This is a genomic window from Pseudomonas sp. rhizo25 (assembly GCF_031931935.1).
GTDB classification, from domain to species: Bacteria; Pseudomonadota; Gammaproteobacteria; order Pseudomonadales; family Pseudomonadaceae; genus Aquipseudomonas; species Aquipseudomonas synxantha.
In genome coordinates, this window is sequence record NZ_JAUJXA010000009.1 from 54,634 (window position 1) to 80,175 (window position 25,542).

The 25,542-nt window shown below is 60.1% G+C and carries 25 protein-coding genes; 20 read left to right on the forward strand and 5 right to left on the reverse strand.

What is annotated here, in order from left to right; translation table 11 throughout:
- The first annotated feature begins 55 nt into the window (after positions 1 to 55).
- On the forward strand, positions 56 to 1,264 hold the full coding sequence (locus QZR30_RS19185; RefSeq protein ID WP_046071613.1) for an ammonium transporter: 1,209 nt from the start codon (positions 56 to 58) through the stop codon (positions 1,262 to 1,264).
- Here QZR30_RS19185 and QZR30_RS19190 read toward each other — a convergent pair.
- The gene (locus tag QZR30_RS19190) at positions 1,251 to 2,987 is read right to left on the reverse strand and encodes a cation:proton antiporter (protein WP_059397131.1); all 1,737 of its coding nucleotides are present in this window, start codon (positions 2,985 to 2,987) and stop codon (positions 1,251 to 1,253) included. The genes QZR30_RS19185 and QZR30_RS19190 overlap by 14 nt on opposite strands.
- 154 nt (positions 2,988 to 3,141) lie before the next feature.
- Here QZR30_RS19190 and QZR30_RS19195 point away from each other — a divergent pair, with 154 nt between their 5' ends.
- The 3 genes from QZR30_RS19195 (at position 3,142) to QZR30_RS19205 (ending at position 4,748) form a co-directional block, all read left to right on the forward strand.
- On the forward strand, positions 3,142 to 3,378 hold the full coding sequence (locus QZR30_RS19195) for a glutaredoxin family protein (protein ID WP_046071615.1): 237 nt from the start codon (positions 3,142 to 3,144) through the stop codon (positions 3,376 to 3,378).
- A gap of 74 nt (positions 3,379 to 3,452) precedes the next feature.
- Positions 3,453 to 3,788 carry a hypothetical protein gene (locus QZR30_RS19200; protein WP_003189932.1) on the forward strand — a complete coding sequence of 112 codons (336 nt, stop codon included), beginning with the start codon at positions 3,453 to 3,455 and terminating at the stop codon, positions 3,786 to 3,788.
- Positions 3,789 to 3,857: 69 nt separating this feature from the next.
- Positions 3,858 to 4,748, forward strand: a complete 891-nt coding sequence (locus QZR30_RS19205) for a pseudouridine synthase (RefSeq protein ID WP_046071616.1) — start codon at positions 3,858 to 3,860, stop codon at positions 4,746 to 4,748.
- 55 nt (positions 4,749 to 4,803) lie between these two features.
- On the opposite strand, the gene QZR30_RS19210 is transcribed toward QZR30_RS19205, so the two are convergent.
- The gene (locus QZR30_RS19210) at positions 4,804 to 5,025 is read right to left on the reverse strand and encodes a YgdI/YgdR family lipoprotein (RefSeq protein ID WP_005786486.1); all 222 of its coding nucleotides are present in this window, start codon (positions 5,023 to 5,025) and stop codon (positions 4,804 to 4,806) included.
- Between the two features lie 79 nt (positions 5,026 to 5,104).
- Complete coding sequence (gene mobA / locus QZR30_RS19215) at positions 5,105 to 5,707, reverse strand: molybdenum cofactor guanylyltransferase MobA (protein WP_311903965.1); 603 nt, start codon at positions 5,705 to 5,707, stop codon at positions 5,105 to 5,107.
- A 76-nt stretch (positions 5,708 to 5,783) separates the two neighbouring features.
- On the opposite strand from mobA, the gene moaB reads away from it, so the two are divergent.
- Both moaB and QZR30_RS19225 read left to right on the forward strand, forming a co-directional pair.
- A complete protein-coding gene (gene moaB / locus QZR30_RS19220; protein ID WP_057008368.1) occupies positions 5,784 to 6,323 on the forward strand; it encodes a molybdenum cofactor biosynthesis protein B in 540 nt (179 codons plus the stop codon).
- On the forward strand, positions 6,307 to 7,533 hold the full coding sequence (locus QZR30_RS19225) for a molybdopterin molybdotransferase MoeA (RefSeq protein WP_311903968.1): 1,227 nt from the start codon (positions 6,307 to 6,309) through the stop codon (positions 7,531 to 7,533). The genes moaB and QZR30_RS19225 overlap by 17 nt, the downstream gene beginning before the upstream one ends.
- 123 nt (positions 7,534 to 7,656) lie before the next feature.
- Here QZR30_RS19225 and QZR30_RS19230 read toward each other — a convergent pair whose 3' ends face one another.
- Together QZR30_RS19230 and fliK are read right to left on the reverse strand one after the other, a co-directional pair.
- Positions 7,657 to 7,986, reverse strand: a complete 330-nt coding sequence (locus tag QZR30_RS19230) for an EscU/YscU/HrcU family type III secretion system export apparatus switch protein (RefSeq protein WP_046071619.1) — start codon at positions 7,984 to 7,986, stop codon at positions 7,657 to 7,659.
- Positions 7,983 to 9,560, reverse strand: coding sequence for a flagellar hook-length control protein FliK (gene fliK / locus QZR30_RS19235; protein WP_056846746.1), 1,578 nt, complete (start codon positions 9,558 to 9,560; stop codon positions 7,983 to 7,985). The genes QZR30_RS19230 and fliK overlap by 4 nt, the downstream gene beginning before the upstream one ends.
- Before the next feature lie 200 nt (positions 9,561 to 9,760).
- Between fliK and ccmA the strand changes: the two genes are divergently transcribed.
- From ccmA to QZR30_RS19305, 14 genes are all read left to right on the forward strand, one after another.
- A complete protein-coding gene (ccmA, locus tag QZR30_RS19240) occupies positions 9,761 to 10,396 on the forward strand; it encodes a cytochrome c biogenesis heme-transporting ATPase CcmA (protein WP_046071621.1) in 636 nt (211 codons plus the stop codon).
- On the forward strand, positions 10,393 to 11,061 hold the full coding sequence (gene ccmB, locus QZR30_RS19245) for a heme exporter protein CcmB (protein ID WP_046072688.1): 669 nt from the start codon (positions 10,393 to 10,395) through the stop codon (positions 11,059 to 11,061). The genes ccmA and ccmB overlap by 4 nt, the downstream gene beginning before the upstream one ends.
- Before the next feature lie 88 nt (positions 11,062 to 11,149).
- Positions 11,150 to 11,905, forward strand: coding sequence for a heme ABC transporter permease (locus tag QZR30_RS19250; protein WP_046071622.1), 756 nt, complete (start codon positions 11,150 to 11,152; stop codon positions 11,903 to 11,905).
- Positions 11,902 to 12,078 carry a heme exporter protein CcmD gene (ccmD, locus tag QZR30_RS19255; RefSeq protein ID WP_003172771.1) on the forward strand — a complete coding sequence of 59 codons (177 nt, stop codon included), beginning with the start codon at positions 11,902 to 11,904 and terminating at the stop codon, positions 12,076 to 12,078. The genes QZR30_RS19250 and ccmD overlap by 4 nt, the downstream gene beginning before the upstream one ends.
- Positions 12,075 to 12,542 (forward strand): cytochrome c maturation protein CcmE, encoded by a 468-nt coding sequence (gene ccmE, locus QZR30_RS19260; protein ID WP_056846745.1) that lies wholly within the window; start codon positions 12,075 to 12,077, stop codon positions 12,540 to 12,542. The genes ccmD and ccmE overlap by 4 nt, the downstream gene beginning before the upstream one ends.
- Positions 12,543 to 12,545: 3 nt before the next feature.
- The gene (locus QZR30_RS19265) at positions 12,546 to 14,531 is read left to right on the forward strand and encodes a heme lyase CcmF/NrfE family subunit (protein ID WP_046071623.1); all 1,986 of its coding nucleotides are present in this window, start codon (positions 12,546 to 12,548) and stop codon (positions 14,529 to 14,531) included.
- The gene (locus QZR30_RS19270; RefSeq protein ID WP_046071624.1) at positions 14,528 to 15,064 is read left to right on the forward strand and encodes a DsbE family thiol:disulfide interchange protein; all 537 of its coding nucleotides are present in this window, start codon (positions 14,528 to 14,530) and stop codon (positions 15,062 to 15,064) included. Before QZR30_RS19265 ends, QZR30_RS19270 begins: the two co-directional genes overlap by 4 nt.
- Complete coding sequence (locus QZR30_RS19275; RefSeq protein ID WP_056846744.1) at positions 15,061 to 15,534, forward strand: cytochrome c-type biogenesis protein; 474 nt, start codon at positions 15,061 to 15,063, stop codon at positions 15,532 to 15,534. Before QZR30_RS19270 ends, QZR30_RS19275 begins: the two co-directional genes overlap by 4 nt.
- Complete coding sequence (gene ccmI / locus QZR30_RS19280) at positions 15,527 to 16,711, forward strand: c-type cytochrome biogenesis protein CcmI (protein WP_274358223.1); 1,185 nt, start codon at positions 15,527 to 15,529, stop codon at positions 16,709 to 16,711. Before QZR30_RS19275 ends, ccmI begins: the two co-directional genes overlap by 8 nt.
- Positions 16,712 to 16,726: 15 nt before the next feature.
- Entirely contained in the window at positions 16,727 to 17,122 is a 396-nt protein-coding gene (locus QZR30_RS19285) for a lipoprotein (protein ID WP_046071627.1), read from the forward strand.
- Positions 17,123 to 17,737: 615 nt separating this feature from the next.
- Positions 17,738 to 18,310 (forward strand): phosphonate metabolism protein/1,5-bisphosphokinase (PRPP-forming) PhnN, encoded by a 573-nt coding sequence (phnN, locus tag QZR30_RS19290; protein WP_046072689.1) that lies wholly within the window; start codon positions 17,738 to 17,740, stop codon positions 18,308 to 18,310.
- Positions 18,311 to 19,126: 816 nt separating this feature from the next.
- Entirely contained in the window at positions 19,127 to 20,668 is a 1,542-nt protein-coding gene (locus QZR30_RS19295; RefSeq protein WP_311904027.1) for a M10 family metallopeptidase C-terminal domain-containing protein, read from the forward strand.
- 912 nt (positions 20,669 to 21,580) lie between these two features.
- Complete coding sequence (locus tag QZR30_RS19300) at positions 21,581 to 23,314, forward strand: M10 family metallopeptidase C-terminal domain-containing protein (protein WP_082561438.1); 1,734 nt, start codon at positions 21,581 to 21,583, stop codon at positions 23,312 to 23,314.
- A gap of 307 nt (positions 23,315 to 23,621) precedes the next feature.
- The gene (locus QZR30_RS19305; RefSeq protein WP_311903972.1) at positions 23,622 to 25,532 is read left to right on the forward strand and encodes a M10 family metallopeptidase C-terminal domain-containing protein; all 1,911 of its coding nucleotides are present in this window, start codon (positions 23,622 to 23,624) and stop codon (positions 25,530 to 25,532) included.
- Positions 25,533 to 25,542: the final 10 nt, after the last annotated feature.

Here is a 25,542-nt window from a genome sequence, read left to right on the forward strand (position 1 = left end):
CCCTGGCTTGAACCGCTTTGGTGCTTTTTGCCTTGATGCAGGCCTGCCAACCTCCATGGAAAATTTGCAAAGTGCGGTGGACACCCTTGTCCATAGCTCCAACACCCTGTTCATCCTGATTGGTGCGGTCATGGTCCTGGCCATGCACGCCGGTTTTGCCTTCCTGGAAGTCGGCACGGTGCGCCAGAAGAACCAAGTCAACGCCTTGTCGAAAATTCTCAGTGACTTCGCGATCTCAACCCTGGCCTATTTCTTTATAGGCTATTGGATCTCCTATGGCGTGAACTTCATGCAACCAGCAGCCGTGATCAGTGCCGATCATGGCTACGGCCTGGTGAAGTTTTTCTTCCTGCTGACCTTTGCCGCGGCGATTCCGGCCATCATTTCTGGCGGTATTGCCGAGCGGGCAAAGTTTGCTCCTCAGCTGTGCGCCACCGCGCTGATCGTGGCGTTCATCTACCCCTTTTTCGAAGGCATGGTGTGGAACGGCAACTTCGGCCTGCAAGCCTGGCTGCTCGCAACCTTTGGTGCCGGCTTCCACGACTTTGCCGGTTCCGTGGTGGTACACGCCATGGGCGGTTGGCTGGCGCTGGCAGCCGTGTTGCTGCTGGGCCCGCGCAACGGGCGTTATCGAGAAGGGCGCCTGGTGGCGTTTGCGCCGTCGAGCATCCCATTCCTGGCGCTGGGGTCGTGGATCCTGATCGTGGGTTGGTTTGGCTTTAACGTGATGAGTGCGCAAACCCTGGATGGGGTCAGTGGCCTGGTGGCGGTTAATTCGTTGATGGCCATGGTCGGCGGCACCGTTGCCGCGCTGGTGATCGGGCGTAACGACCCGGGCTTCCTGCACAACGGCCCATTGGCCGGGCTGGTGGCGATCTGCGCCGGTTCCGACCTGATGCACCCGGTGGGCGCGCTGGTCACGGGGGCCATTGCCGGAGGGTTGTTTGTGTGGTGTTTTATCGCTGCCCAGGATCGTTGGAAGATCGACGACGTGCTGGGTGTATGGCCCTTGCATGGCTTATGTGGGGTGTGGGGCGGTATCGCCTGCGGCATCTTCGGGCAGACCGCCCTGGGTGGGCTGGGCGGCGTGAGCCTGATCAGCCAGTTGATCGGCACCGGCCTTGGCGTAGTGGTGGCCTTTGGCGGCGGCTTGCTGGTGTACGGCGCGATCAAGCGCATGCACGGCCTGCGCCTGAGCCAGGAAGAAGAGTATTACGGTGCCGACCTGTCGATCCACAAGATTGGCGCAGTCAGTCAGGATTGATTGGCGCCTCTTCGTCCGTGCGGGGCTGCGGATCGAATCCGTGCAACAGGCGATAGTGGTTGTGCCGCACTTCATCGACCCGCGCCTGTACCTGTTGGTCCGGCAGGCCCAGCAGGATCAGCGCGTGGGAGGCGAGCATCAGGCTTGATTCCAGCAGCTCAGGCACCACCTCACTGGCACCGGCGGCCTTGAGCTCAGCCAACTGGCTGTCATCGCGAGTGCGCACCAGGATCGGCACCTCAGGGTTGATCCGCCGCGCTTCCTTGAGCACCAGCAGGGCGACATCGCTGTTGTCCACGGCGATCACCACCAACCGCGCCCGCTCCAGGCCGACGGCACTGAGCAAGGCGCCACGGCGGCAGTCGCCGTAATGCACGCTGCTGTCCTCGGTGGCGGCTTCGTGTACGCGTGCGGGGTCGTCATCCAGGGCGATAAACGCCTGGTGTTCGCGGCGCAAAAAACGCCCTATGGATTGGCCCACCCGCCCATAACCACAAATCACCACATGCCCGTGCAGTTGCGCATTGAGCGCGGTGATCTGCTCCAGTTGCACCTGCTGGTTGGGCTTGCGGTGCAGGCGCAGGGCAATGGCCGGCGCGGCGCGCAACAGCAATGGCGTCAACAGCATCGAACAGAACGTGGCGGCCAGTAGCAGCCCGTTGAATTGATCTGGAATCAGCCGGCTCTGTTGCATCTGCGCCATCAACGCAAAACAGAACTCGCCACCTTGGGCCAGGGCCAGGCCGCTGCGCCAGGCGGTCTCAGTGTCGCTGCCGCGCAGCTTGACCAGTGTGGCGACTACGCAACCTTTGACCAGCATCAGCGTGAGGGTCAGGCCGAGGATCAACAGGCTATGGCTGATGAACAGCTGCAAGTCGATCAACATGCCGATGCTGACAAAAAACAGCCCCAGCAGAATGTCTCGGAACGGTCGGATATCCGCTTCGATCTGGTGACGATAATGACTTTCACCCAGCAACATGCCGGCCAGGAACGCCCCAAGGGCAGGGGACAGGCCGAGCAGATGGGTGAGCCAGGCCGTGAGCAACACAATCACCAGCGCCAGCAATACAAACAACTCCGCCGAATGGGACGCCGCGACTTCACGAAACAACCGCGGCAGCAACCAGCGGCTGGCGAATAACAGGCCCACGAACAACACCACAGTCTTGCCCAGGGTCAGTGGCAGCGCCCAGTACCAGGCTTGGTCGCTGCTGCCGGCGAACACTGGCACCAGCGTCAGCAGCAATACCGCCACCACGTCCTGGAACAGCAGCACGCCAATCGCATTCTGGCCATGGCTGCTGAAGATCTCACCGAGGCTGGTCAATTCCTTGCTGACGATGGCCGTGGACGACAACGCCAACCCTGCACCCAGCAACAGCGCGATGCCCGGCGCCAGGCCAAAGCCCATCAGTAGGCCACCCAGCAGCGCCCCGCAGCCTAGCACCTGCAAAGTGCCCAGGCCAAACACCACGCGGCGCAGAGCAAACATTTTCGACAGGGAAAACTCCAGGCCCAGGGAAAACAGCAGGAACACCACGCCCATCTCGGCCAGGTCCGGCAGGTCCTCGTTGTCGTTCACCCAGTCCAGAGCAGTCGGACCCACCGCCAGGCCCACGCACAGGTAGCCCAGCACGGGCGGCAGTTGCAGCCGGCGAAACAGCGCAATCACCACCAGGGATGAGGCCAGAATGATCAGCAGGTTGGCAAACACAAGCATCTCCGTTGCAGGTGAGCGGGCAAAAAAGCCGCGAGAATCGCTGAATCAGTTATAGGCCATGGTGACCTGGGTCAGGTGTTTTGTCGGCAATGGGATTTCATGGGGCGAGCGGGTTTAGAATGATCACTTGTTTTTCTGACCGGGTTCTTTCGTCATGCCTCCTGAATGCCAGCTGTTCGGCACCCTGGGTTGCCACCTTTGTGAACTTGCGGAAGAGGTCCTCATGCCGTTGGTCGACCACGGTCTGATGGTTGAATTGATCGATATCGCCGATCCAGAAGACCTGACCGAAGCCTACGGCCTAAGGATCCCGGTACTGCGACGGGTCGACACCGGGGCGGAACTGGACTGGCCATTCGACAGTGATCAGGTCGTCGCCTTCCTGCGCTGATATTTATGCGATGGCGAGTTTCCAAATATTACGTTACTGTATATTCGTACAGCGATTGAATAGAGGGAACGCCCGTGGTGAATGTTGAACAACTGAAGAGCAGCGTCAATCGCATGTCCGCCGATGTCGTGCGCGACGCGGTAAACGAGCTGCGCCTCGATGGCCTGGTCACGGAAGGCAAGACGCCGTTTAACAAGGTGCATTTCAACACCTGCTTTGCGGAAATCGAGGCGCTGTTCCAGCGTGCCGGTTATCACAAGCAGCTGGATGTGGTGGGTTACCAGGGCTTGCTTTACGCACTGTATGATCCAGGCCGTTGGGAAGCGGTGGACGTATTGCGCTGGCTCAAGGAGTTTACCGAGGCCGCGAGCGCGTCGCCGGTCCTGCGGGCGCAATTGGCCAAGGCCTGAGATAGGCCCTAGGCAATCGTGCGCCATGCGGGATAATGCCCGCCTGTTTCCCAGGCTTCGAGCATCTGCATGTCCACTTCCGGTTTTTCCCCTTCCCAGCACCAAGCCAGTACGTTGTATCTGCCCCCAGGCCCATGGGCGACGGTGCTCGATTGCCTGTGCGAGCACTTCCCGGCCATCGGCCGCGAACAATGGCTGGACCGGATTGCGCGGGGCAGGGTTCTGGATATCAATGGCAGCCCGATCAGGTTGGACCTGGCCTACAAGGAAGGCCTGTGCATCTATTACTTTCGCGAAGTGCCCAACGAGAAAGTGATCCCGGTACAGGAAAGCATCCTGTACGCCGATGAACACCTGGTGGTGGCGGACAAACCGCATTTCCTGCCGGTTACGCCTGCTGGCGAGTACGTTGAGCAGACGCTGCTGCGTCGCCTGATCCGGCGCCTGGACAACCCCGCGCTGGTGCCCCTGCACCGTATCGACCGGCATACGGCGGGGCTGGTGCTGTTCTCGGCCAACCCGCAAAGCCGCTCGGCGTATCAGCAACTGTTTCCCACGCGGCGTATCGATAAAATCTACGAAGCCATCGCCCCAGCCTTGCCGAACCTCAGCTTTCCGTTGGTGCATAAAAGCCGGCTGGTGGATGGCGAACCATTCTTTCGCATGCAGGAGGGGCCGGGCGCCAGCAACACTGAGACAGCCGTGGAAGTAAGAGAGAAAAACGCTGGTCTATGGCGCTACGGCCTGTTCCCGGTGACCGGCAAGAAGCACCAGCTGCGCGTGCACATGACCGCGCTCGGCGCGAGCATCTGCAATGACCCGTTCTACCCCGAGGTGATCAAGGATGCTGAGGATGACTACGCCAACCCCCTGAAACTGCTGGCCCAAGGCGTGCGGTTTATCGACCCGGTGAGCGGTGAAGAACGCAGCTTCCGCAGCAGGATCACCCTCGACTGGTAATCCCCAGAAACAACAAGGGCCGCGCGAGGCGGGCCTTGTGTGCAAGCGTCGAGGCTTACAGGTCTTTAACGGTGCGAACCTGATCTTTGTTGATGCGGGTGCGCTTGCCGTCAAGCTGTTGGAATTCGTAGAAGCCCGAATCTTCGTCAAATTTCGGGGTGTCGACGGCCTGGATTTCGCGACCGTCATTCAGGGTGATCACTGTTGGCGAAGCGCAACCGGCGAGGGTGGCGAGGCCCAGTGCAAGCATGAGAGCGGCGATGGTCCGTTGAGTCATGAGTTTGTCTCCGAGAGAATACTTTTAAAATGCTGACCTTGTGACGTATGGGACGTCGGCAAAGTTCCTTGTGCAAGGCTCATTCTGACACGCCAGCCCGTGGGTGCAACAGCTCGGGTGTATTAAGATTGGCCAGGCGCGGGTCATCGGCCGGGCATTGCAGGGCCACGCCACCCAGTTCCAGCAAGATCTTGCGCGGGCTGCGCTCACCCGCTTGCCAGGCCTGCTCCACTTGGTTTTTCAGGCTGGTCGGTATGATGCACAGAAGGGGTTCCCAGAACTCGCCCTGGCGTACCAGCACCGGCAACTGTCGGTTGCGTTGGGCGGTCTCACGCAAGTCGGCGAGCAGTCGCCCATCGATCTGCGGCACATCGCACGGCAGGATCAGCAGATGCTCATGGCGTGCCGCGAGCAGTCCGGCGCGGATACCGGCAAGCGGGCCGGGGAAGTCCGGGTTGTCATCGCTCACCAATTGATCGGCATAGGGCGCGTAGCGTTCATGGTTACGATTGCACGAGATGATCAGGTCATCGGTGAGCGGCCGGGCCAGCCGTTGCAGGTGGGCAATCAAGGGTTCGCCCTGCCATTGCAGCAGCCCTTTGTCCTGGCCGCCCATGCGTTGGCCGCGACCACCGGCCAACAGCAGGATCGAACAGGGCAGGGGTGAAGATTCAAGAGACATGGTGGTTCCGCTGCGGCACGTAAATGGGGGCCTGTGATATAACATCGGGCTGTTCCTTCGACAACCGGACCGTGCCATGAAAGCCAAGGCCGATGCGCCCTTCGTACCCCTGAATATTGCAGTATTGACCGTCAGCGACACCCGCACCCTGGATACCGACACCTCCGGCCAGGTGTTCGTCGACCGTCTGACTGCCGCCGGCCACCGCCTGGCCGAGCGCGTGCTGCTCAAGGACGACCTCTACAAGATCCGCGCCCAGGTTGCCCACTGGATCGCAGAAGACGTTGTGCAAGTCGTGCTGATCACCGGCGGCACCGGCTTCACAGGCCGCGACAGCACCCCTGAAGCCGTGAGCTGCCTGCTCGACAAGCAGGTCGATGGCTTTGGCGAGCTGTTTCGCCAGATCTCCGTGGCCGATATCGGCACTTCCACTGTGCAATCCCGTGCCCTCGCTGGTCTGGCTAATGGCACCCTGGTGTGCTGCTTGCCGGGCTCCACCAACGCCGTGCGCACCGGTTGGGACGGCATCCTCGCCGAGCAACTGGATAACCGTCACCGCCCGTGCAACTTCGTCCCGCATCTGAAACAGGCTGAACCCTGTGAATCCCGTGGGTAAGCCGGGCAAGACCGGCGCACTGATGCCGGTGGAAGAAGCCTTGCAGCGTTTGCTGGCCATGGCCCAAGCCGCGCCGATCAGCGAGCAGCAAGCGCTGCCCCTGGCTGAGTGCGATGGCCGGGTGCTGGCCCAGAACCTGATCTCCACACTTGACCTGCCGCCCTGGCCCAACAGCGCCATGGACGGCTACGCCGTGCGCCTGGCGGATTGGACCGGCGAACCGCTGGTAGTGAGCCAACGCATTTTCGCCGGCAATGCGCCCGAGCCCTTGGCGCCCGGCACCTGCGCCCGTATCTTTACCGGCGCGCCGGTGCCTCAGGGCGCGGACTGCGTGCAAATGCAGGAAAACGCCGTGGTGCATGCCGACCAGCGCGTCAGTTTTACCGAGCAGATGCAAGCGGGTGACAACATCCGCCCCCAGGGCCAGGAAACCACGGTCGGTGAATGCGTGCTCACCGCCGGTACCCGACTGGGTCCCATCGAGCTGGGCCTGGCCGCGTCCCTCGGGCGTGATCGTCTCGACGTGGTGCGCCGCGTGCGTGTAGCCGTACTGTCGACCGGCGATGAGCTGATCGAGCCGGGGTTGCCGCTGGGCCCCGGGCAGATCTACAACAGCAACCGCCGCGTCCTGTGCAGTTGGCTGATACGCATGGGCTGTGAAGTGATCGATGCCGGGATCCTGCCGGATGACCTGGAACAGACCCGCACGCGCCTGGCGGGCCTGGGCGGCGTCGACCTGATCCTGTCCACCGGCGGTGTGTCGGTAGGCGAAGCAGACTTCCTCGGTATTGCCCTGCGTGAAGACGGCGAGCTGGCACTGTGGAAGCTGGCGATCAAGCCAGGCAAGCCGCTGACCTTCGGGCATTTCCGTGGCGTGCCGGTTATCGGCCTGCCAGGCAACCCGGCCTCGACCCTGGTGACCTTTGCGCTGCTGGCGCGCCCCTATCTGCTACGCCGCCAAGGTGTGACGCAGGTAGAGCCGCTGCGTTTCGAGGTGCCGGCAGGGTTCAACTGGCCCAAGCCTGGCAATCGCCGCGAATACCTGCGGGGGCGTATCGAGCAGGGCAAGGCGGTCATCTACCACAACCAGAGTTCCGGCGTGCTGCGCAGCGCGGCGTGGGCGGAGGGGTTTGTGGAGGTGATGGAAGGCACGACGCTGGATATCGGTGACCAAGTCAATTTCATCCCCCTGAGCGAAGTCCTGAACTGACCACAGATCAAAAAATGTGGGAGGGGCCCGATAGCGGTGTATCAGCCCCAGATATGTAGGCTGTAATAACGCTATCGGGAGCAAGCCCCCTCCCACAGTAGATCTTGGTACGCCTGCGGCTACTCAGTAATCGTCGCCACGCTCAGTGACATCCCGCTCCACCGGCCCCGCATCCGGGTCGTACCCTGCCGGGAACTTGCCTTTGAGCGTCCATGCAAACGCAATGATCTCGGCAATCGTGCGGTACAGCTCTTCTGGAATGCTATCTCCCAGTTCCATGCGCGCCAGCAGCTTCACCAGCTCGGCGTTTTCATAGATGGGTACTTCGTTTTCCCGGGCCAGCTTGAGGATGGCTTCGGCCAGGGCGTCATCGCCCTTGGCGGACAGGGTGGGGGCTTGTTGGCCGTCGTACTTGAGGGCAATGGCCTGGCGGGGCGGGACGGCGTTCTTCATGCGGTTTCATCCACCCAGCGTTGTTCCAGCCCGGTTTTGGGGCCGCGTGGCGGGGTGCCCAGGTGGCAATCCAGGTCGCCGACGTCAAGCCCCGACGACACCAGGCGTTCGCGCAGGCTGCCCAAGTGGCTTTCGATCAGGCTGGCCGTGAATGGGCGGCTGGCCCACAACTGGCTGGACAGTTTGCCCTGGGTCAATTGCGCCTGGACTTGCAGCGGCCCCAGCGGCTCCATGTCGAAGGCCAGTTCGACGCGCCAGAGCATCTGTTTCGGCTCCTTTTTGTCCTTGCGCTCGGGTTGATCCTTGTCCGGCGCCGGCTCCTCGCGCTGAAACTTGACCTGCAACGGTACGATGTCCTGCAGGGTGCGCATGGGGATTTCCAGCTGCCAGGTGGTTTGCAGGCGACCATCGGCGGTGGTGCCGGTCTGTTCCAGGCTCGACAGCTGATGGCTCTGCAAGCGGGAGATCGCGCCGGCGGCAAGGCGCAGCAGGTTCTCCAGGTCGCCTTCACCTTCGAGTTTGGCCATGAGCCGCTCCGGCAGCGGGAAGCTTGCCGGTATCTGCCGGGCACCGACCTGGCCGAGGGTGTTCAACGGGCTGCGGACAAAATTTGGCAGCACCTGGGCCAGGGTATTGGCGGCGAGGATGGCATTCAGGTTGGTGCTGGCGGGCAGGGTGGGCAGCAGGTCCGCGACCAGCCGCAACAGCGCGCCTTTCATATCCAGCGGCGGGATCTGCGGGTTCTGCCCGGCGAGCAGCCTGGCTTCCAGGAAAGCACCGCTGTTCTGGATCACCTGCGCCAGTACCTTGGGGTTGCTGACCTGCGCCAGGTCTGGCAGTGCCGCCAACAAACGCTCGGCAGCGGCCCGCAGGTCGGCGGAGGTGCTGTCGCCACGGGGCAGGTTTTGCAAGGCGCTGAATACGGCATCCAGCGAGCCTTGGCGACTCTGCTGGGTAGCAAGCTGTTGCGCCACGGCCAGTTGGTCCTTCAAGCCGCTCAATGGCACGAAGCTCAGGGTTTGCGCGTTCTGCACCGCGGCGCTGAGCAAGCTGCCAACCCGCAGGGGCTGAGGGCTTTCCAGCGTCAGGGTGGCGCCGGCCAGGGCGTTATTGAGCACGCTCACCAGCGAGCGATAGATCGCCGGCTGCCCCGTGCCCTGGGGCAGCATCTGCGTGGTCAGCACCTTGGCTTGCAGCAGCGTGCCCACCGGCATTTGCGAGGTATCGAGGCGGGTGAGGGCGGCGACGTTGGCGCTCATGGTCTGCTGCAAGGTGATGGCCAGGTTGCCCGCAGGCGCCTGGCTCACCGCCACATTGCTGCCCAATGGCAAGGGCTGGGCGCTGCTGGCCTGTACCAGGGTCTGGCGACCGCCTTCGAGGGTCAATTTGAGCAACAACTGGAAGGCTTCGCTGCCCTGTTTCAGCGCGATGACCTCGGCGTTCACAGTTTTCCCTGGGCCGATCAGGCCGGCCTGCGGCTCCAGCAGCTTTAGCAGCTCACCCGCCGCAGGCAGCGGGGCAGGTTTGGGCGCTGGGGCTGGAGGCAGTGGAGGTAGGTTGATCTCGCCGGTCATCGTGCACGTCGTCTCTGGGGAAATTGCCCTCTTTAGAGTAGGGCATCGCATGTATAATGCCGCCCGTCTGCAAAGAGAGCGGTAAAAACCTCACAACTATTTGATCCAGCTCTCTAAAATCGGTCGCCAAAGCCGTTATTGTGCATTTCTCTATAACGGCCGCTGCACCGCCGACTTGAACCGTAAAGGCCCGCGATCTCTTGACCAGCCCTCTTCTTGAAGCCGTAGCGCTTGCCTGTGAACGCGACCTGCGCCTGTTGTTCGAGCAACTCGAGCTGCGGTTGGCGGGCGGCGACATGGTGCAAATCAGCGGGCCCAATGGCAGCGGCAAGACTAGCCTACTGCGGCTGATGGCCGGTTTGATGCAGCCCACGGCAGGTGAAATCCGACTCAACGGCAAGCCTTTACACGAACAACGTACCGAACTGGCGCGCAACCTCATCTGGATCGGCCACGCCGCCGGTATCAAGGACGTGCTCACCGCTGAAGAAAACCTCAGTTGGCTCAGCGCCCTGCATCACCCCGCTTCCCGCGACGCGATTTGGCAGGCCCTGGCCTCAGTGGGCCTCAAGGGTTTCGAAGACGTTCCCTGCCACACCCTCTCTGCCGGCCAGCAGCGCCGCGTGGCCCTGGCGCGTTTGTACCTGCCCGGTCCGCCGCTGTGGATCCTCGACGAACCCTTCACCGCCCTCGACAAACAGGGCGTGGCCCAACTCGAAGAGCACCTGGCCCAGCACTGCGAGAAAGGCGGCCTGGTGGTACTGACCACCCACCACACCCTGACGCGCCTGCCCGCGGGGTTTCGCGAGCTGGACCTCGGGCGGTGGTCGGCATGAGTGTGTTTGCCCTGTTGGTCGCGCGTGAAGCGCGGCTGTTGTGCCGTCGCCCGGCCGAGCTGGCAAATCCGCTGGTGTTCTTTGCGATTGTGATCGCGCTGTTCCCGCTGGCGGTCGGCCCGGAGACTAAACTGTTGCAAACCTTGTCCCCAGGGCTGGTGTGGGTAGCGGCGCTTTTATCGGTCCTGCTCTCGCTGGACGGGCTGTTTCGCAGTGATTTCGAAGACGGTTCCCTGGAGCAGTGGGTCCTTTCGTCGCACCCCCTGCCACTTCTGGTGCTGGCCAAGGTACTGGCACACTGGGCTTTTTCCGGCCTGGCGCTGGTGCTGCTCTCACCCTTGCTGGCGATGATGCTAGGGTTGCCCAGCGAGTGCCTGCCGGTGTTGCTTCTATCCTTGTTGCTCGGCACGCCGACCCTGAGCCTGTTGGGAGCCGTAGGGGCGGCGCTGACCGTAGGCTTGAAGCGCGGTGGCCTGTTGCTGGCCCTGCTGATTCTGCCTTTGTACATCCCGGTATTGATCCTCGGCAGCGGCGCTTTGCAAGCCGCGCTAATGGGCATGCCGGCGACCGGTTACCTCTTATGGCTCGGTAGCCTGACCGCCCTGGCGGTAACCCTGACACCCTTTGCTATAGCCGCCGGCCTGAAAATCAGCGTCGGCGAATAATGAGGTCTGACCCGGCGTTGATGACGTTGAGTCAGTAAAGACCCTGAGCTTCTCGCCACGACGAAAAGCACCCGTGATGGAAACTGCAATGAACTGGACCTGGTTTCACAAGCTCGGCTCGCCCAAATGGTTTTATGGCATCAGTGGCAAGTTGCTGCCGTGGTTGAGCGTCGCCGCCGTGTTGCTGATCGGCATCGGCCTGGTCTGGGGCCTGGCCTTCGCGCCGCCCGACTACCAGCAAGGCAACAGCTTTCGCATCATCTATATCCATGTTCCTGCCGCGATGCTGGCCCAGTCCTGCTACGTGATGCTGGCGGTATGCGGCATCGTCGGCCTGGTCTGGAAGATGAAGCTGGCCGACGTGGCCCTGCAATGCGCCGCGCCGATTGGCGCGTGGATGACCGCCGTGGCGCTGGTCACGGGTGCAATCTGGGGCAAGCCCACCTGGGGTTCATGGTGGGTGTGGGACGCACGCCTGACCTCGATGCTGATCCTGCTGTTCCTGTACTTCGGCCTGATTGCCCTGGGCAATGCCATCAGCAACCGCGACAGCGCCGCCAAGGCCTGCGCGGTGCTGGCAATTGTCGGCGTGATCAACATCCCGATCATCAAGTACTCGGTGGAGTGGTGGAACACCCTGCACCAGGGCGCCACCTTCACCCTCACCGAAAAACCGGCGATGCCCGTGGAAATGTGGGCGCCACTGCTGCTGATGGTGCTGGGGTTCTACTGCTTCTTCGGTGCCGTACTGTTGCTGCGCATGCGCCTTGAAGTGCTCAAGCGTGAAGCCCGCACCAGTTGGGTAAAAGCCGAAGTGCAAACCAGCCTGGGAGTGCGTGGATGAGTTTTGCTTCTTTCAGTGATTTTCTCGCCATGGGCCACCATGGCCTGTATGTCTGGACGGCCTATGGCATTTGCCTGGCGGTGCTGGCCCTCAACGTCGCCGCGCCGATCCTGGCCCGCAAGCGTTACCTGCAACAAGAGGCGCGACGTCTGCGCCGGGAGACCGAAAAGTGAATCCGCTGCGTAGAAAGCGTCTGTTGATCATCCTTGCCATCCTGGCCGGTGTGGGTATTGCCGTGGGCCTGGCGATGAGCGCCCTGCGGGAGAACATCAACCTGTTCTACACCCCGACCCAGATCGCCAATGGCGAAGCCCCGCTGGACACGCGCATCCGCGCCGGCGGTATGGTGGAGCAGGGTTCGTTGAAGCGCTCCGGCGACTCCCTGGATGTGACCTTCGTGGTCACCGATTTCAATAAGGCCGTGACCATCACTTATCGCGGCATCCTCCCCGACCTGTTCCGCGAAGGCCAGGGCATCGTCGCCCTGGGCAAACTCAATGCCGATGGCGTGGTGGTGGCTGACGAAGTACTGGCCAAGCACGATGAGAAGTACATGCCGCCAGAGGTCACCAAGGCCTTGAAAGACAGCGGCCAATCCGCGCCTGGCGCGAATTCGCAGCCTGCCAAGGAGGGCTAAGTGATGACGTCCGCACTGTTTATTCCGGAGCTGGGCCAGTTGGCGATGATCCTCGCCCTGTGCTTTGCCGTGGTCCAGGCCGTGGTGCCATTGCTTGGCGCCTGGCGCGGTGACCGCCTGTGGATGAGCCTGGCGCAGCCGGCCGCCTGGGGCCAGTTTGCCTTCCTGTTGTTCGCCTTCGGTTGCCTGACCTACGCCTTCATGACCGACGACTTTTCCGTCGCCTATGTCGCAAACAACTCCAACAGCGCCTTGCCCTGGTATTACAAGTTCAGCGCCGTGTGGGGCGCCCACGAAGGTTCGTTGCTGCTGTGGGCGTTGATCCTCGGTGGCTGGACCTTCGCCGTATCGGTGTTTTCACGCCAACTGCCGCAAGTCATGCTGGCGCGGGTGCTGGCGGTGATGGGCATGATCAGCATTGGCTTTTTGCTGTTCCTGATCATGACCTCCAACCCGTTCAGCCGCATGCTGCCGCAGATCCCGGCGGACGGGCATGACCTCAACCCGCTGTTGCAGGACATCGGCCTGATCGTGCATCCGCCGATGCTCTACATGGGCTACGTCGGTTTCTCCGTGGCCTTTGCCTTCGCCATCGCCGCCTTGCTCGGCGGGCGCCTGGATGCGGCGTGGGCGCGTTGGTCGCGACCATGGACCATCGTTGCCTGGGCCTTCCTCGGTATCGGTATCACCTTGGGCTCATGGTGGGCCTACTACGAACTCGGCTGGGGCGGCTGGTGGTTCTGGGACCCGGTGGAAAACGCCTCGTTCATGCCCTGGCTGGTGGGCACTGCGCTGATTCATTCCCTGGCGGTCACCGAAAAGCGCGGCGTGTTCAAGAGCTGGACCGTGTTGCTTGCCATCGCGGCGTTTTCCCTCAGCCTGCTCGGCACCTTCCTCGTGCGTTCGGGCGTGCTGACCTCGGTGCATGCGTTTGCCTCTGACCCCGAGCGCGGTGTGTTCATCCTGATCTTCCTGCTGTTTGTGGTCGGCGGCTCGCTGACCCTGTTCGCCCTGCGTGCACCGGTGGTCAAGAGCCAGGTCGGCTTCAACCTGTGGTCGCGGGAAACCCTGCTGCTGGGCAATAACCTGGTGCTGGTGGTGGCCGCGTCGATGATCCTGCTCGGTACCCTGTACCCGCTGGTGCTGGATGCCCTCAGCGGCGCCAAACTGTCCGTGGGCCCGCCGTACTTCAATGCCTTGTTCATCCCGCTGATGGGCTTGTTGATGGTGGTGATGGCGGTGGGCGTGCTGGTGCGCTGGAAAGACACTCCGGTGAAATGGCTGGTGGGCATGCTCGCTCCGGTGCTGCTCGGCAGCGTTGCGCTGGCCGTGGTCGCCGGTATTGCCTACGGCGACTTCAACTGGGCAGTGCTCGCCACCTTCCTGCTCGCCGCCTGGGTATTACTGGCCGGTGTGCGTGACATCGTCGACAAGACCCGTCACAAAGGTTTGCTCAAAGGTCTGCCGACCCTGACCCGCAGCTACTGGGGCATGCAGATCGCCCACATCGGCATCGCGGTGTGCGCCCTCGGCGTGGTGCTGTCCAGCCAGAACAGCGCCGAGCGCGACCTGCGCCTGGCGCCGGGCGAATCCATGGACTTGGCCGGTTACCACTTCATCTTCGAAGGCGCCAGGCACTTCGAAGGGCCGAACTTTACCTCAGACAAAGGCACGGTGCGCGTGGTGCGCAATGGCAAGGAAATCGCCGTGCTGCACCCGGAAAAACGCCTGTACACCGTGCAGAGTTCGATGATGACCGAAGCGGGCATTGACGCCGGTTTCACCCGTGACCTGTATGTGGCCCTCGGAGAACCCCTGGGCGACGGCGCCTGGGCCGTGCGGGTGCATGTCAAACCCTTCGTGCGCTGGATCTGGTTCGGCGGTCTGCTCACCGGTTTTGGCGGTTTGCTCGCGGCGCTGGACCGGCGTTATCGGGTCAAGGTTAAGAGCCGGGTGCGTGAAGCACTGGGTATGGGAGCTGCGGTATGAAGCGTTGGTTGATGGTGGTGCCACTGGCGTTGTTCCTGCTGGTGGCGGTGTTCCTGTATCGCGGTTTGTACCTGGACCCGGCCGAGCTGCCTTCGGCGATGATCGGCAAGCCGTTCCCGGCGTTCAGCCTGTCGACGGTGCAGGGCGACAAGATCCTGACCCAGGCAGACTTGCAGGGCAAACCGGCGCTGGTCAATGTGTGGGCGACCTGGTGCATTTCCTGCCGCGTCGAGCATCCGGTGCTGAACAAGCTGGCCGAGAAGGGCGTGGTGATCTACGGCATCAACTACAAGGACGACAACGCAGCCGCGTTGAAATGGTTGGCCGAGTTTCACAATCCGTACCAGCTGGATATCCGCGATGAAGACGGCAACCTCGGTTTGAACCTTGGCGTGTACGGCGCACCGGAAACCTTCTTCATCGACGCCAAGGGCGTGATCCGCGACAAGTACGTCGGCGTGATCGACGAGGTGGTGTGGCGCGAGCAACTGGCCGCCAAGTACCAGGCCCTGGTCGATGAGGCTAAGCCATGAAGCGTCTGTTAGCCGCCGCTGTCTTGGCCTTGGGCCTGGCCGGTGTGGTCCACGCTGCCATCGACACCTACGAATTTGCCAACGACGCCGAGCGCGAGCGTTTCCGCGACCTGACCAAGGAACTGCGCTGCCCCAAGTGCCAGAACCAGGACATCGCCGACTCCAACGCACCCATTGCCACCGACCTGCGCAGAGAGATCTTCCGCATGCTGGGGGAGGGCAAGGACGACCAGCAGATCATCGATTTCATGGTCGACCGCTACGGTGATTTCGTGCGCTACAAACCGGCCCTCACCGGCAAGACCGCGCTGCTCTGGTTCGGCCCTGCCGGCCTGCTGCTGGCCGGCGTCGTGGTGATGGCGGTGATCGTGCGTCGTCGCCGCGCCGCGCCGACCGATGGTTCCGATGCGCTTTCCCCTGAAGAGCGCAAACGTCTCGACCAATTGCTGGACACCAAGACTGATGATTGATTTCTGGCTCGCAGCCGGCTTGCTGCTTCTGATTGCCCTGAGTTTTCTGCTCATCCCGGTACTGCGCGGCCGCCGTGCCCAGCGTGAGGAGGATCGCACCGCGCTGAACGTGGCGCTGTATCAGGAGCGCGTTGCCGAGCTGCAAGTGCAGCAGGACGAAGGTGTATTGAACGCCGCGCAACTGGACACCGGCCGCGCCGAAGCCGCCCGTGAGCTGCTGGCCGATACCGAAGGCGTGGAAAAGCCCCGTGAATCGCGCTTGGGTAAACCCTTGCCGTTTTTGGCGGCGTTTCTGGTGCCCGTACTCGGCGTTGTGCTGTACCTGCATTATGGGGCGAGCGACAAGGTCGAACTGACCCGTGAGTTCTCCCAGCCGCCGGTATCCATGGCCGACATGACCCAGCGCCTGGAACGTGCCGCGGCAGCCCAGCCGGACTCGGCCGAGGGCCTATACTTCCTGGGTCGCGCCTACATGGCCCAGGACCGTTCCGCCGATGCCGCCAAAGTCTTCGAGCGTACCGTGGCATTGGCCGGGCGCCAGCCTGAATTGCTCGGCCAGTGGGCCCAGGCGCAATACTTTGCCGACAACAAACAGTGGTCGCCCAAGGTGCAGGCGCTGACCGACGAGGCGTTGAAGCTCGACCCCAAGGAAGTCACCAGCCTTGGCCTGTTGGGTATCGCCGCCTTTGAAGGCCAGCGTTACCAGGAGGCGATCGACTACTGGAACCGCCTGCTGGCGCAACTGCCGCCGCAAGATAATTCCCGTGTGGCGCTGCAAGGCGGTATTGATCGCGCTGCCGAGAAACTCAAGGAAAGCGGCGGTACGGTAGCGCACAAAGCGGTAATGACCGTACGGGTGGACCTGTCCGCCGAGGCGAAAGCCAAGACGTTGCCGACCGACAGCGTGTTCATCTTTGCCCGTGCCGTCTCCGGTCCACCGGCACCGTTGGCGGCCAAGCGCGTCACCGTCGCCGAGCTGCCCATCACCGTCGAACTGGGCGATGCCGATGCAATGATGCCGCAGTTGAAACTGTCCAACTTCCCCGAAGTCCAACTGGTTGCGCGCATATCCCGGGCAGGTGTTCCGACCACTGGCGAATGGATCGGCCGCACCCAACCCCTGGCCAGCAGCACCACTGCGCCGCAGCAGCTGACCATCGACAGTCCGGACAAGTAAATCGAGGAAACGCCCATGACCGCATTTGCACGCATCACCCTGCTTAGCCTGGTACTTGGCTTGAGCGCTTGTGCGGTCCACCGCCCACCGCCGTCCCCCACCGGCCCGACCATCCCGCCGTCGGGCCCGTCGACCCAGCCGAGCACCAAGCCGTCTGGCCCGGTGACCCCGCCGCCGAAGCCATTGCCAACCAAATCGCCGACCTTCGCTCCACCCCCAGGCGCCGCCAGCCACTGGGACGGCAAGATGCAGGTCTACGTGCTCGACGACCAGCCCGACACCTTCTACCGCCAGCGCACTTATTATCGTTGGAGCAACGGCTGGAGCCGCTCCATCAGCCCCAACGGGCCCTGGGAAGAAACCAACGTACAAGGCGTACCGCCGGGCTTGAGCAAGCAGTACGCACAATGACAAAAGGCGACCCTCGGGTCGCCTTTTTCATGGCCTTGAAATGCACTCTGGCAATCACCGCCGGGCAAATGTGGGAGGGGCCCTGCTCCCGTAGCGTTAGGTCAGTCAATGATTAGCTGAATACACCGCGAACGGGAGCAAGCCCCCTCCCACAGTAGATCTGTGCGCCATCAAGCAGCCGGGCGGCGAAGTCGGGATTGGTGGGGCCATCCTGAAAGCGCAGGGGATTACATCGTCGTGGGCTGAAAAACGGTCTGCCAGCCCCGATTGCAGTGGTTCAGTCACTGATGGGGTGGGTCAAACAGGGCGAGCTGTGCGCAGGCGGTCGACCAGGGATGGAAACCTGGTTGGGGCACGGCCTCCTGCGCACAGCTCGTTCGGCATAATGGAGATCTTGCGGATGGTTGGCCGTAGGTAAAGTCCTTTATTGCGCGTGGCGCATACGTGGTGCGCGGTGAGTCGCACTCGGGTAAGGTGGCCGCCGCCGGTCTGGTCGTCGCGCGATTGCTGGATATACTTTCCAGTGACTACTCCCCGACCAACCTGATGCAAGCCAGGAGCCGCGAAGGGTTGTCGGTGGTACAACAAGTCTGGATAAGCCAAGAGGGTGTTTTGATGGCAGGCAGGTTGATCTATCTCATCGGGCCATCGGGTTCGGGCAAGGACAGCCTGCTGGATGCTGCGCGCCCGCACTTGGTCGAGCGCGGCTGCCACATGGTGCGCCGGGTGATCACGCGCTCGGCGGAGGCAGTGGGCGAAGCGGCGCAAGGGGTGAGCCCGGAGCAGTTTGCGGCGATGGATGCCCAGGGCGCGTTTGCCTTGAGCTGGCAGGCCAATGGCTTGTCCTATGGAATTCCTCGTGAGATCGACGACTGGCTGGCAGCGGGGGACGATGTGCTGGTCAATGGCTCCCGCGCCCACCTGGCGCAGACCCGCAAGCGTTATCCGACGTTGCTGGTGCTGCTGCTGACGGTGGATCAGGCCGTGTTGCTCCAGCGCTTGATCGCACGGGGACGAGAGTCCCCGGCGGACATCGAAGAACGCCTGGCGCGCAACGCGCGGTTCACCGCCGCGCTGATCACCGGTAATGGCGCGGGCTTGTTTGTACTGGATAACTCGGGCCCATTGGAACATACCGTCGCCCGTCTGCTGTGCTGCCTGGACCACGGGCACTCGGTATGCGCCTGACCCTGCTCGGCAACGGCGATGCATGGCAAGTTCGGGCGTACGGTTGCGAATGCGCGGCATGCGGGTTGGCTTCGTCTGAATAGGAGGGGCTGGCGGTACGGGGTCGTGACCTCGGAGCTCACCGTATTCATTGGTAATCGCCAAGTGCGGTAAAAAGTCATTCGTGTTCGATTTTCCGTTTGTTGGGGAATGCTGTTGTGTGAGTGTTTATCCGTGTTGCGTCATTCTGAAATTTTCAAGATTATATGTTGCAAGGTTTTATAATTGTGCACGTTTTGTGAGGTTTTTAGTTGTGGGTAAATGTATTTTTGTGGTGTCGTGAAATCGGTCTAACGTACATGAAGTGACGTTTTAAGTTGAAATAGATGAAGTGTTGTCTGGTGTTTTTGATTGTGGGAATTTAACGCCGCGTTGATCGCGTGCTCGTATATTTTTACAGCGAATTTTGCCCTCGGCAGACTACATTGATTTTAATTATTTCAACTTGGATAGGCGGATTTGAAAATGCAGGTTAATGTTTCCAGTGTGGGGTCTCGAAGTGATGGCTTTTCCAGTGTCCCAAGACAATTTAATGCTCTGAGCAGAACGGGTGAAACGAATAAGTCCAACATGGATAGTGGTCGTCACACTGCCTCTATTCCATTCCCTCGTAATACCCCTGCATTCAGTCTGTTCTACAGCCCGTTGGAGAGTGAGGACTATCATGTCGATAGGCATCCCTCTAGAAGTACTAATAAGAGTGTTTTCAACGGCTTTCAAAGTCAAAGTAGCGTAGTAAACGGGCTGACGGAAAGTCTTAACGGATTCAGGCAGGTAATGAGTCGCTGTGGGGGATCTATCAACCCCAATCCGTGTCCACCTTCGAGGCCGTGGCCTGAACCCTGTCCAGAACCGCAGCCCAGACCTCGCCCGTGTCCACCGCCAAGGCCAGAACCCTGTCCGCGCCCGCAGCCGCCGCGGCCCGTACCATGTCCGCCGCCGCAACCGAGACCTGAGCCGTATCCTGAGCCAAGGCCCGAGCCGCGTCCGGCGCCGCAGCCGAGGCCTGAGCCGTATCCGCAGCCCAGGCCCGCGCCTTATCCGCAACCGGAGCCGAGGCCAGAACCCTATCCGCAACCCCAGCCAAGGCCGGAGCCGCGTCCGGCACCGCAGCCCAGGCCCGCGCCTTATCCGCAACCGGAGCCGAGGCCAGAACCCTATCCGCAACCCCAGCCACGGCCGGAGCCGCGTCCGGCACCGCAGCCGAGGCCCGCGCCTTATCCGCAACCGGAGCCGAGGCCAGAACCCTATCCGCAACCCCAGCCAAGGCCGGAGCCGCGTCCGGCACCGCAGCCGAGGCCCGCGCCTTATCCGCAACCGGAGCCGAGGCCAGAACCCTATCCGCAACCCCAGCCAAAGCCGGAGTCGCGTCCGACACCGCAGCCCAACCCCGCGCCTTATCCGCAACCGGAGCCGAGGCCAGAACCCTATCCGCAGCCCCAGCCAAGGCCCGAGCCGCGTCCTGAATCACAGCCTCAGCCAAGGCCATGTCCAGAACCGTGCCCGAGTCCAGAGCCATGTCCGGAGCCTCAGCCATGTCCAGAACCGTGCCCGATCCCAGAGCCGTGTCCGGAGCCTCAGCCATGTCCAGAACCGTGCCCGATCCCAGAGCCGTGTCCGGAGCCTCAGCCTTGTCCAGAACCATACCCGCGTCCAGAGCCATGCCCGGAACCCGAGCCTGCACAGTGTTCACCAAAGGATACCGTATACGGCTTTAACTCAAACACCGGAAATGCCGGTCAGTCCTTGGTAGCTTCCCATGACAAACCACAATTTGAAGTTGACGACAGGCAGGGTAATGACACATTCGACTTTTCCGGGTTCAGGCAGAACCAAGTCATCAACCTGGAGGCGGGTGCTTATTCAAGTGTCGGCGGAAAACCCAACAATGTTTATATCAGCCCAGCGTCAGTTATCGAAAACGCCATCGGCGGCTCCGGCAATGATCGGATAATCGGCAACGAGGCCAATAACGTATTGGTTGGGGGCGAAGGTGCGGACACGCTGCGAGGTGCAGGGGGACACAATGTCTTCAAATACAACTCGGTAGCGGACTCTGGCTACGCAGCGGCTGATTTGCTCATTGACTTCAAGACCGGCTGGGACAAGATTGATTTATGCACCCTGGCGAACACTGCGGGAGTCAGTCTGAACTTTGTTGCCGACTTTACGGGCAAACCCGGCGATACGGTCATTAAATACAATATGTACAGCGGTCGCTATTTTTTGTCGATCGACCTATCGGGTAACGGCAGAAGTGACTTTCTTATAAAAAGTACGCGCCCGATCAGCCCTGATGATGTCCTGGGCCTGGCTTGATTACGGCGCTGGCTGGATGATAAGCGTGAGTTGACGCGTTGCGTCTACTTCATGCCTGTCAATGCCCGGTTCAGGGAATGCCACGGCACCTCTGCTATACGCCGATAAAATCACTATCTTGTTACCTAATGACAGGCTGGGTCCTCGCTTGATACTGCGTACAAGCCTGTCGACCTGATGTGCGCTGCTGCTTTGGCGGCATCGCGCATGCGCTTGTGTCGTTGGCCCAGATCGAGCCCCTGGCTTGATCATATCTCCCGCACGTTGCTCCAACCCAAACCCAATTTAGTTTTGTCCGGCGCTATTGCGCCAACGGCAGGCTGTTGCATGCCTGTTTCATATAGGTCTGCATTTCCTGCAGCAAAACCGCGCGTGCCTGGTCATTAGGTCTTTATGCCAGTTGTCCATAGGCTCGAGGTCGGCCTTGTCAGAATGATCGGTTGTGGCAGTGTATTAATGTACGGTGTGGCGAAGGCGTGGATTTAATAAGTTGAAAAAGCTAACGGTTTTCGCTCGGCTCTTACTCAGTATTCTCTTGTTTAGTTGCAGCGGAGTGTAGGTAGGGGAGTTCGCACTGGAATACCGACTCCAAGCTGCGTCTTGGAGTGTTATCTGTTTGTGAGTAATGGGTTGCAATCGAAATGGATTGTGAGTGTGTGAGTTCTTGTTTTTTTAATATAAATCAGTTGCTTGGCGTAGTTGTAGTGGCGTATGGGGGTGCGGGTGTTGTTTCGGGACGTTGCGCCTCTGTCGCCAAAGTATTTTGAGATTTTAGAGTGTGTCGGAGTGCACTAATTAGTGTCTGGCGGACAGCGTGTCTCTGTGCGAACTTAAGGGGGTGCCGACAAGTGCTATTGCTCGTGTGGAGTGGGAGTACGATGTCTTGGGTTATTGCATAAGGACTTAGGTTGTATGAAATTATCAGGACCACCCGCTATTAATATTTCGCAAGAAAAGGAGTTTGCTGCCCGGGGGGCTATGAGTTTTGAGCGGTTGAGGCCGTCTTACACCCCCAATAGTGAAAAAGCGCTATTCACGACTGAGCAGGCTGCAAAACATATCACTCGGCGTGACTTCCGATTTCATGACCGTAATAGTGATCAGAAGATTGACCTGTCATTCCGGATTTCCAAGGAGTTCACACCGCAGCAGGCAGAACTGGCCAGGCAAGCATTGAAATCCTGGCAGGATGTCGCCAACGTGACGTTCACTGAAAACGCCGCGAACCTCGACGGTCACGTTGATATCGGTGATATGCCAGGAACCAATAACGGTGTGGCTTCACTGCCAAATCGGTACTTAAGAAATACATTCGCTAATATCGGCACGGCAGATGCGGGCACAAACCCTAGGCAGGGCGGGTTCTTTCGCCAAGTACTGATTCATGAAACAGGACATGCAATCGGGCTGGAGCACCCGGGTAAATATGATGGTTCCGGGACCTATGCAACGCACGCCGAGTATGCCGGGGACACTCGAGCCCGTAGTGTCATGAGCTATTTCTCGGAAAGGAATCAACCGGGGCATGATTTCAATTCGCTGCATCCCTCTGCGCCGATGATGGACGACATTGCTGCGGCCCAGCGGCTATATGGGGCTAATACCAATACGCGTAATACCGATACGACCTATGGGTTCAACTCCAATACGAATCGTGACGCCCTGAGCCTGAAAACGGCCAATGACAATCCTGTCTTTTGTGTGTGGGACGGTGGCGGTGACGACACAATGGACTTCTCCGGGTTCTCTCAGGATCAGAAGATCAATCTCAATGCCGAGTCGTTTTCAGATGTGGGGGCATTGAAAGGTAATGTCTCTATTGCCAGGGGCGTCACTCTGGAGAACGCCGCGGGGGGCACCGGGAACGACGCTTTGATAGGCAACCACGTTGCCAATCGCCTGACCGGTGGAGGCGGAGCCGACAGGTTGCGAGGCGGTGGTGGTGCAGACACGTTTGTCTATGACCACACCAGTGATTCCACTCCGGATAACCCTGATGTCATCCTCGATTTCGAGAGCGGCGTGGACCGTCTGGATGTCTCTGCGCTGTTCAAAGGAACGAATATCAAGGCGCTGACATTCGGCGAGCGCCTAACCGGTCAACCTGGCCAAGCCGTGTTGAACTACGACGAGGGCAGTGGAGAGGGAAGTTTGGCCTTGGACCTGACCGGAAATGGTAAGGCTGATGTATTGATAAAGAGTATTGGCCGGATAAATGCCGATGATGTGTACCACGGCGTCAGCCCCTCGGTAGACACCGAACCGGAAAAACCGAAGCCGGATACGCGGCCCGAGCCGGAAAAGCCAAAGCCGGATACGCGGCCCGAGCCGGAAAAGCCAAAGCCGGATACGCGGCCTGAACCGCAAAAGCCAAATCCCGACTCACGTCCAGACTCCTGTAGGCCCAAGCCAAAGCCCAAGCCACGCACAGTCTCGTGTGAGTCAAAGCCTGAACCCTGTGCACCGACGCCAGCCTCATGTGTGATAAGCACTATCAACGCACGCGAGCATCAAGCCAATGCGCCTTCCATGAAGCCGGCATATGACGTCGAAGCCGGTGCTGATCAGCGTCGATCAACATTGATTTCCGCGTCTGATCAATGGGCTTTTACAGCACGTGCATGGGGCGGGACGGTTCACGGGTAACCGGCAGGGAATATATCTGAATGAGGCGCCCTCTCGGGTAGGTGATCGCTGCTCAGTGCGTTTGAGAATGTGGTGCTGGAAAGTGCCTATGACCCATTGACTAGAGGCAGTTAATTGTTTTTTTGCATCTGCCAGTTGGGCGGCTGAGCGCAGTATTGTCACTTTATTTATTGAGTTTATTTTTGATTTGGTTGCTGGCTGAAAGGCGTTTTTTCGCTTGATAGTTGGCGATTTGATAATTCGTAAGTGCTGTACTTGCGGAGCGTGGGTTGTTGTTGTGTATAACTAACTAAAGAAGGTGTGATGTATGCTTAATGTAAATTTGCCTGGTTTGAACTCCTATGTACCTACATTAGATGCGGCCTCTAAACCATCCCCGGCGATACCGTCGAGTGCCTATGGCGACAGCGGGTCTGTGGGCACTTCCAACGACTCGCATTATGGAAATAGTCCATCGCTCTCAAAAGGGTCCAGATTGTTGAGTCTTGCGCAGACGGCAGGTGGGCTTTCCAGCCTGCAACGGCAATATGGATCGAATATGAATTCGAACTCATCAGGTCTGCTGCAGGCTGGTGAAACGCCGATCAGCAACAGGCTTTTCTTGAGTATGGGAGGAGTGGACGGCAACGTTATGACTGCTAATTGCCTGCCTATGCCGAAGGGGGAAGAGATCAAGCCAAAAGACCAGCAGTCCAAGCCAGCTGATGAGGAGACCAAGGCCAAAGGTGAGCAGCCCAAACCAACCGGGATGGACGCCAAGCCAAAAGGAGACCAGCCCAAACCAACCGGTATGGACACCAAGCCACAAGGTGAGCAGCCCAAACCAACCGGGATGGACACCAAGCCACAAGGTGAGCAGCCCAAACCAACCGGTGTAGACACCAAGCCTCAAGGTGAGCAGCCCAAACCAACCGGTATGGACGCCAAACCACAAGGTGAGCAGCCCAAACCAACCGGTATGGACGCCAAGCCAAAAGGAGACCAGCCCAAACCAACCGGGATGGACACCAAGCCACAAGGTGAGCAGCCCAAACCAACCGGTATGGACGCCAAGCCAAAAGGAAATCAGCCGCAGCCAAACGGTGTAGACACCAAGCCACAAGATGAGCAGCCCAAACCAACCGGTGTGGACACCAAGCCAAAAGAAAATCAGCCGCAGCCAACCGGTGTAGACACCAAGCCACAAGGAGACCAGCCCAAACCAACCGGTGTGGACGCCAAACCAAAAGGAGACCAGCCCAAACCAACCGGTGTGGACGCCAAGCCAAAAGGAAATCAGCCGCAGCCAACCGGTGTGGACACCAAGCCAAAAGGAAATCAGCCGCAGCCAACCGGTGTAGACACCAAGCCACAAGGTGAGCAGCCTAAACCAACCGGTGTGGACACCAAGCCAAAAGAAAATCAGCCGCAGCCAACCGGTGTAGACACCAAGCCACAAGGTGAACAGCCCAAACCAACCGGTATGGACGCCAAGCCACAGGGGGACCAGCCCAAACCAACCGGTGTGGACACCAAGCCAAAAGTCGAGTCCCAGCCGCCTGTCCGGCCGGTCCCAAAAGATGTGCCCAGGTCGGATGACACCACCTACGGATTCAACTCCACGACTGGCAAGCCGGAAACGACCCTGACATCCGCTTCCGATAAGCCAGAATTCAATATTTGGGATCAGAAAGGCATAGATACCTTTGATTTTTCCGGCTTCAAGCAGGACCAGATCATCGACTTGCGCAGTGGTTCGCTTTCCAGCGTGGGTGGCTTGCGGGAAAACGTCAGGATCGGCACCTCGACTATGATCGAAAACGCAGTGGGTGGTAGTGGTAACGACCGAATCATTGGTAACAGTGCCGATAACGTGCTGATTGGCGGTGCAGGCGCCGATTGCCTGGTTGGGGGCGGCGGTTGGAATACGTTCAAGTTCAACGCTTTTGCCGACTCTACCCGCACGCAAGCCGATTTGCTGTTGGACTTCAACACGGGTCAGGACAAGATTGATCTGTCGCAAATGTCCATTGATGGCAAGGTTGCATTTAACTTTGTTGAGGAATACACCGGCAAAACCGGCGATACCATTATCAAGTTTAACCCGCAAACAGGGCGTTACTTGTTGGCGATAGACTTGGATGGTGACGGCAAGACGGACTTCCTGATCAAGAGCACCCGCATGATCAGCCCGGAAGATGTCATCGGGTTGAACATAAGGGATGCTGGTTATCTGTAACGCTGTAATG

Excerpts from the sequence above, each read along its gene's own strand:
- fliK (WP_056846746.1), bottom strand. The coding sequence starts at position 9,560 with ATGACCGGCGAGATCAACCTACCTCCACTGCCTCCAGCCCCAGCGCCC.
- ccmB (WP_046072688.1), top strand. The coding sequence starts at position 10,393 with ATGAGTGTGTTTGCCCTGTTGGTCGCGCGTGAAGCGCGGCTGTTGTGC.
- mobA (WP_311903965.1), bottom strand. The coding sequence starts at position 5,707 with ATGTCTCTTGAATCTTCACCCCTGCCCTGTTCGATCCTGCTGTTGGCC.
- QZR30_RS19270 (WP_046071624.1), top strand. The coding sequence starts at position 14,528 with ATGAAGCGTTGGTTGATGGTGGTGCCACTGGCGTTGTTCCTGCTGGTG.
- moaB (WP_057008368.1), top strand. The coding sequence starts at position 5,784 with ATGAAAGCCAAGGCCGATGCGCCCTTCGTACCCCTGAATATTGCAGTA.
- QZR30_RS19205 (WP_046071616.1), top strand. The coding sequence starts at position 3,858 with ATGTCCACTTCCGGTTTTTCCCCTTCCCAGCACCAAGCCAGTACGTTG.
- QZR30_RS19265 (WP_046071623.1), top strand. The coding sequence starts at position 12,546 with ATGACGTCCGCACTGTTTATTCCGGAGCTGGGCCAGTTGGCGATGATC.
- QZR30_RS19210 (WP_005786486.1), bottom strand. The coding sequence starts at position 5,025 with ATGACTCAACGGACCATCGCCGCTCTCATGCTTGCACTGGGCCTCGCC.
- QZR30_RS19285 (WP_046071627.1), top strand. The coding sequence starts at position 16,727 with ATGACCGCATTTGCACGCATCACCCTGCTTAGCCTGGTACTTGGCTTG.
- QZR30_RS19185 (WP_046071613.1), top strand. The coding sequence starts at position 56 with ATGGAAAATTTGCAAAGTGCGGTGGACACCCTTGTCCATAGCTCCAAC.
- QZR30_RS19230 (WP_046071619.1), bottom strand. The coding sequence starts at position 7,986 with ATGAAGAACGCCGTCCCGCCCCGCCAGGCCATTGCCCTCAAGTACGAC.
- QZR30_RS19195 (WP_046071615.1), top strand. The coding sequence starts at position 3,142 with ATGCCTCCTGAATGCCAGCTGTTCGGCACCCTGGGTTGCCACCTTTGT.
- ccmD (WP_003172771.1), top strand. The coding sequence starts at position 11,902 with ATGAGTTTTGCTTCTTTCAGTGATTTTCTCGCCATGGGCCACCATGGC.
- QZR30_RS19190 (WP_059397131.1), bottom strand. The coding sequence starts at position 2,987 with ATGCTTGTGTTTGCCAACCTGCTGATCATTCTGGCCTCATCCCTGGTG.
- QZR30_RS19275 (WP_056846744.1), top strand. The coding sequence starts at position 15,061 with ATGAAGCGTCTGTTAGCCGCCGCTGTCTTGGCCTTGGGCCTGGCCGGT.
- QZR30_RS19300 (WP_082561438.1), top strand. The coding sequence starts at position 21,581 with ATGAAATTATCAGGACCACCCGCTATTAATATTTCGCAAGAAAAGGAG.
- QZR30_RS19305 (WP_311903972.1), top strand. The coding sequence starts at position 23,622 with ATGCTTAATGTAAATTTGCCTGGTTTGAACTCCTATGTACCTACATTA.
- QZR30_RS19250 (WP_046071622.1), top strand. The coding sequence starts at position 11,150 with ATGAACTGGACCTGGTTTCACAAGCTCGGCTCGCCCAAATGGTTTTAT.
- ccmI (WP_274358223.1), top strand. The coding sequence starts at position 15,527 with ATGATTGATTTCTGGCTCGCAGCCGGCTTGCTGCTTCTGATTGCCCTG.
- QZR30_RS19295 (WP_311904027.1), top strand. The coding sequence starts at position 19,127 with ATGAGTCGCTGTGGGGGATCTATCAACCCCAATCCGTGTCCACCTTCG.
- phnN (WP_046072689.1), top strand. The coding sequence starts at position 17,738 with ATGGCAGGCAGGTTGATCTATCTCATCGGGCCATCGGGTTCGGGCAAG.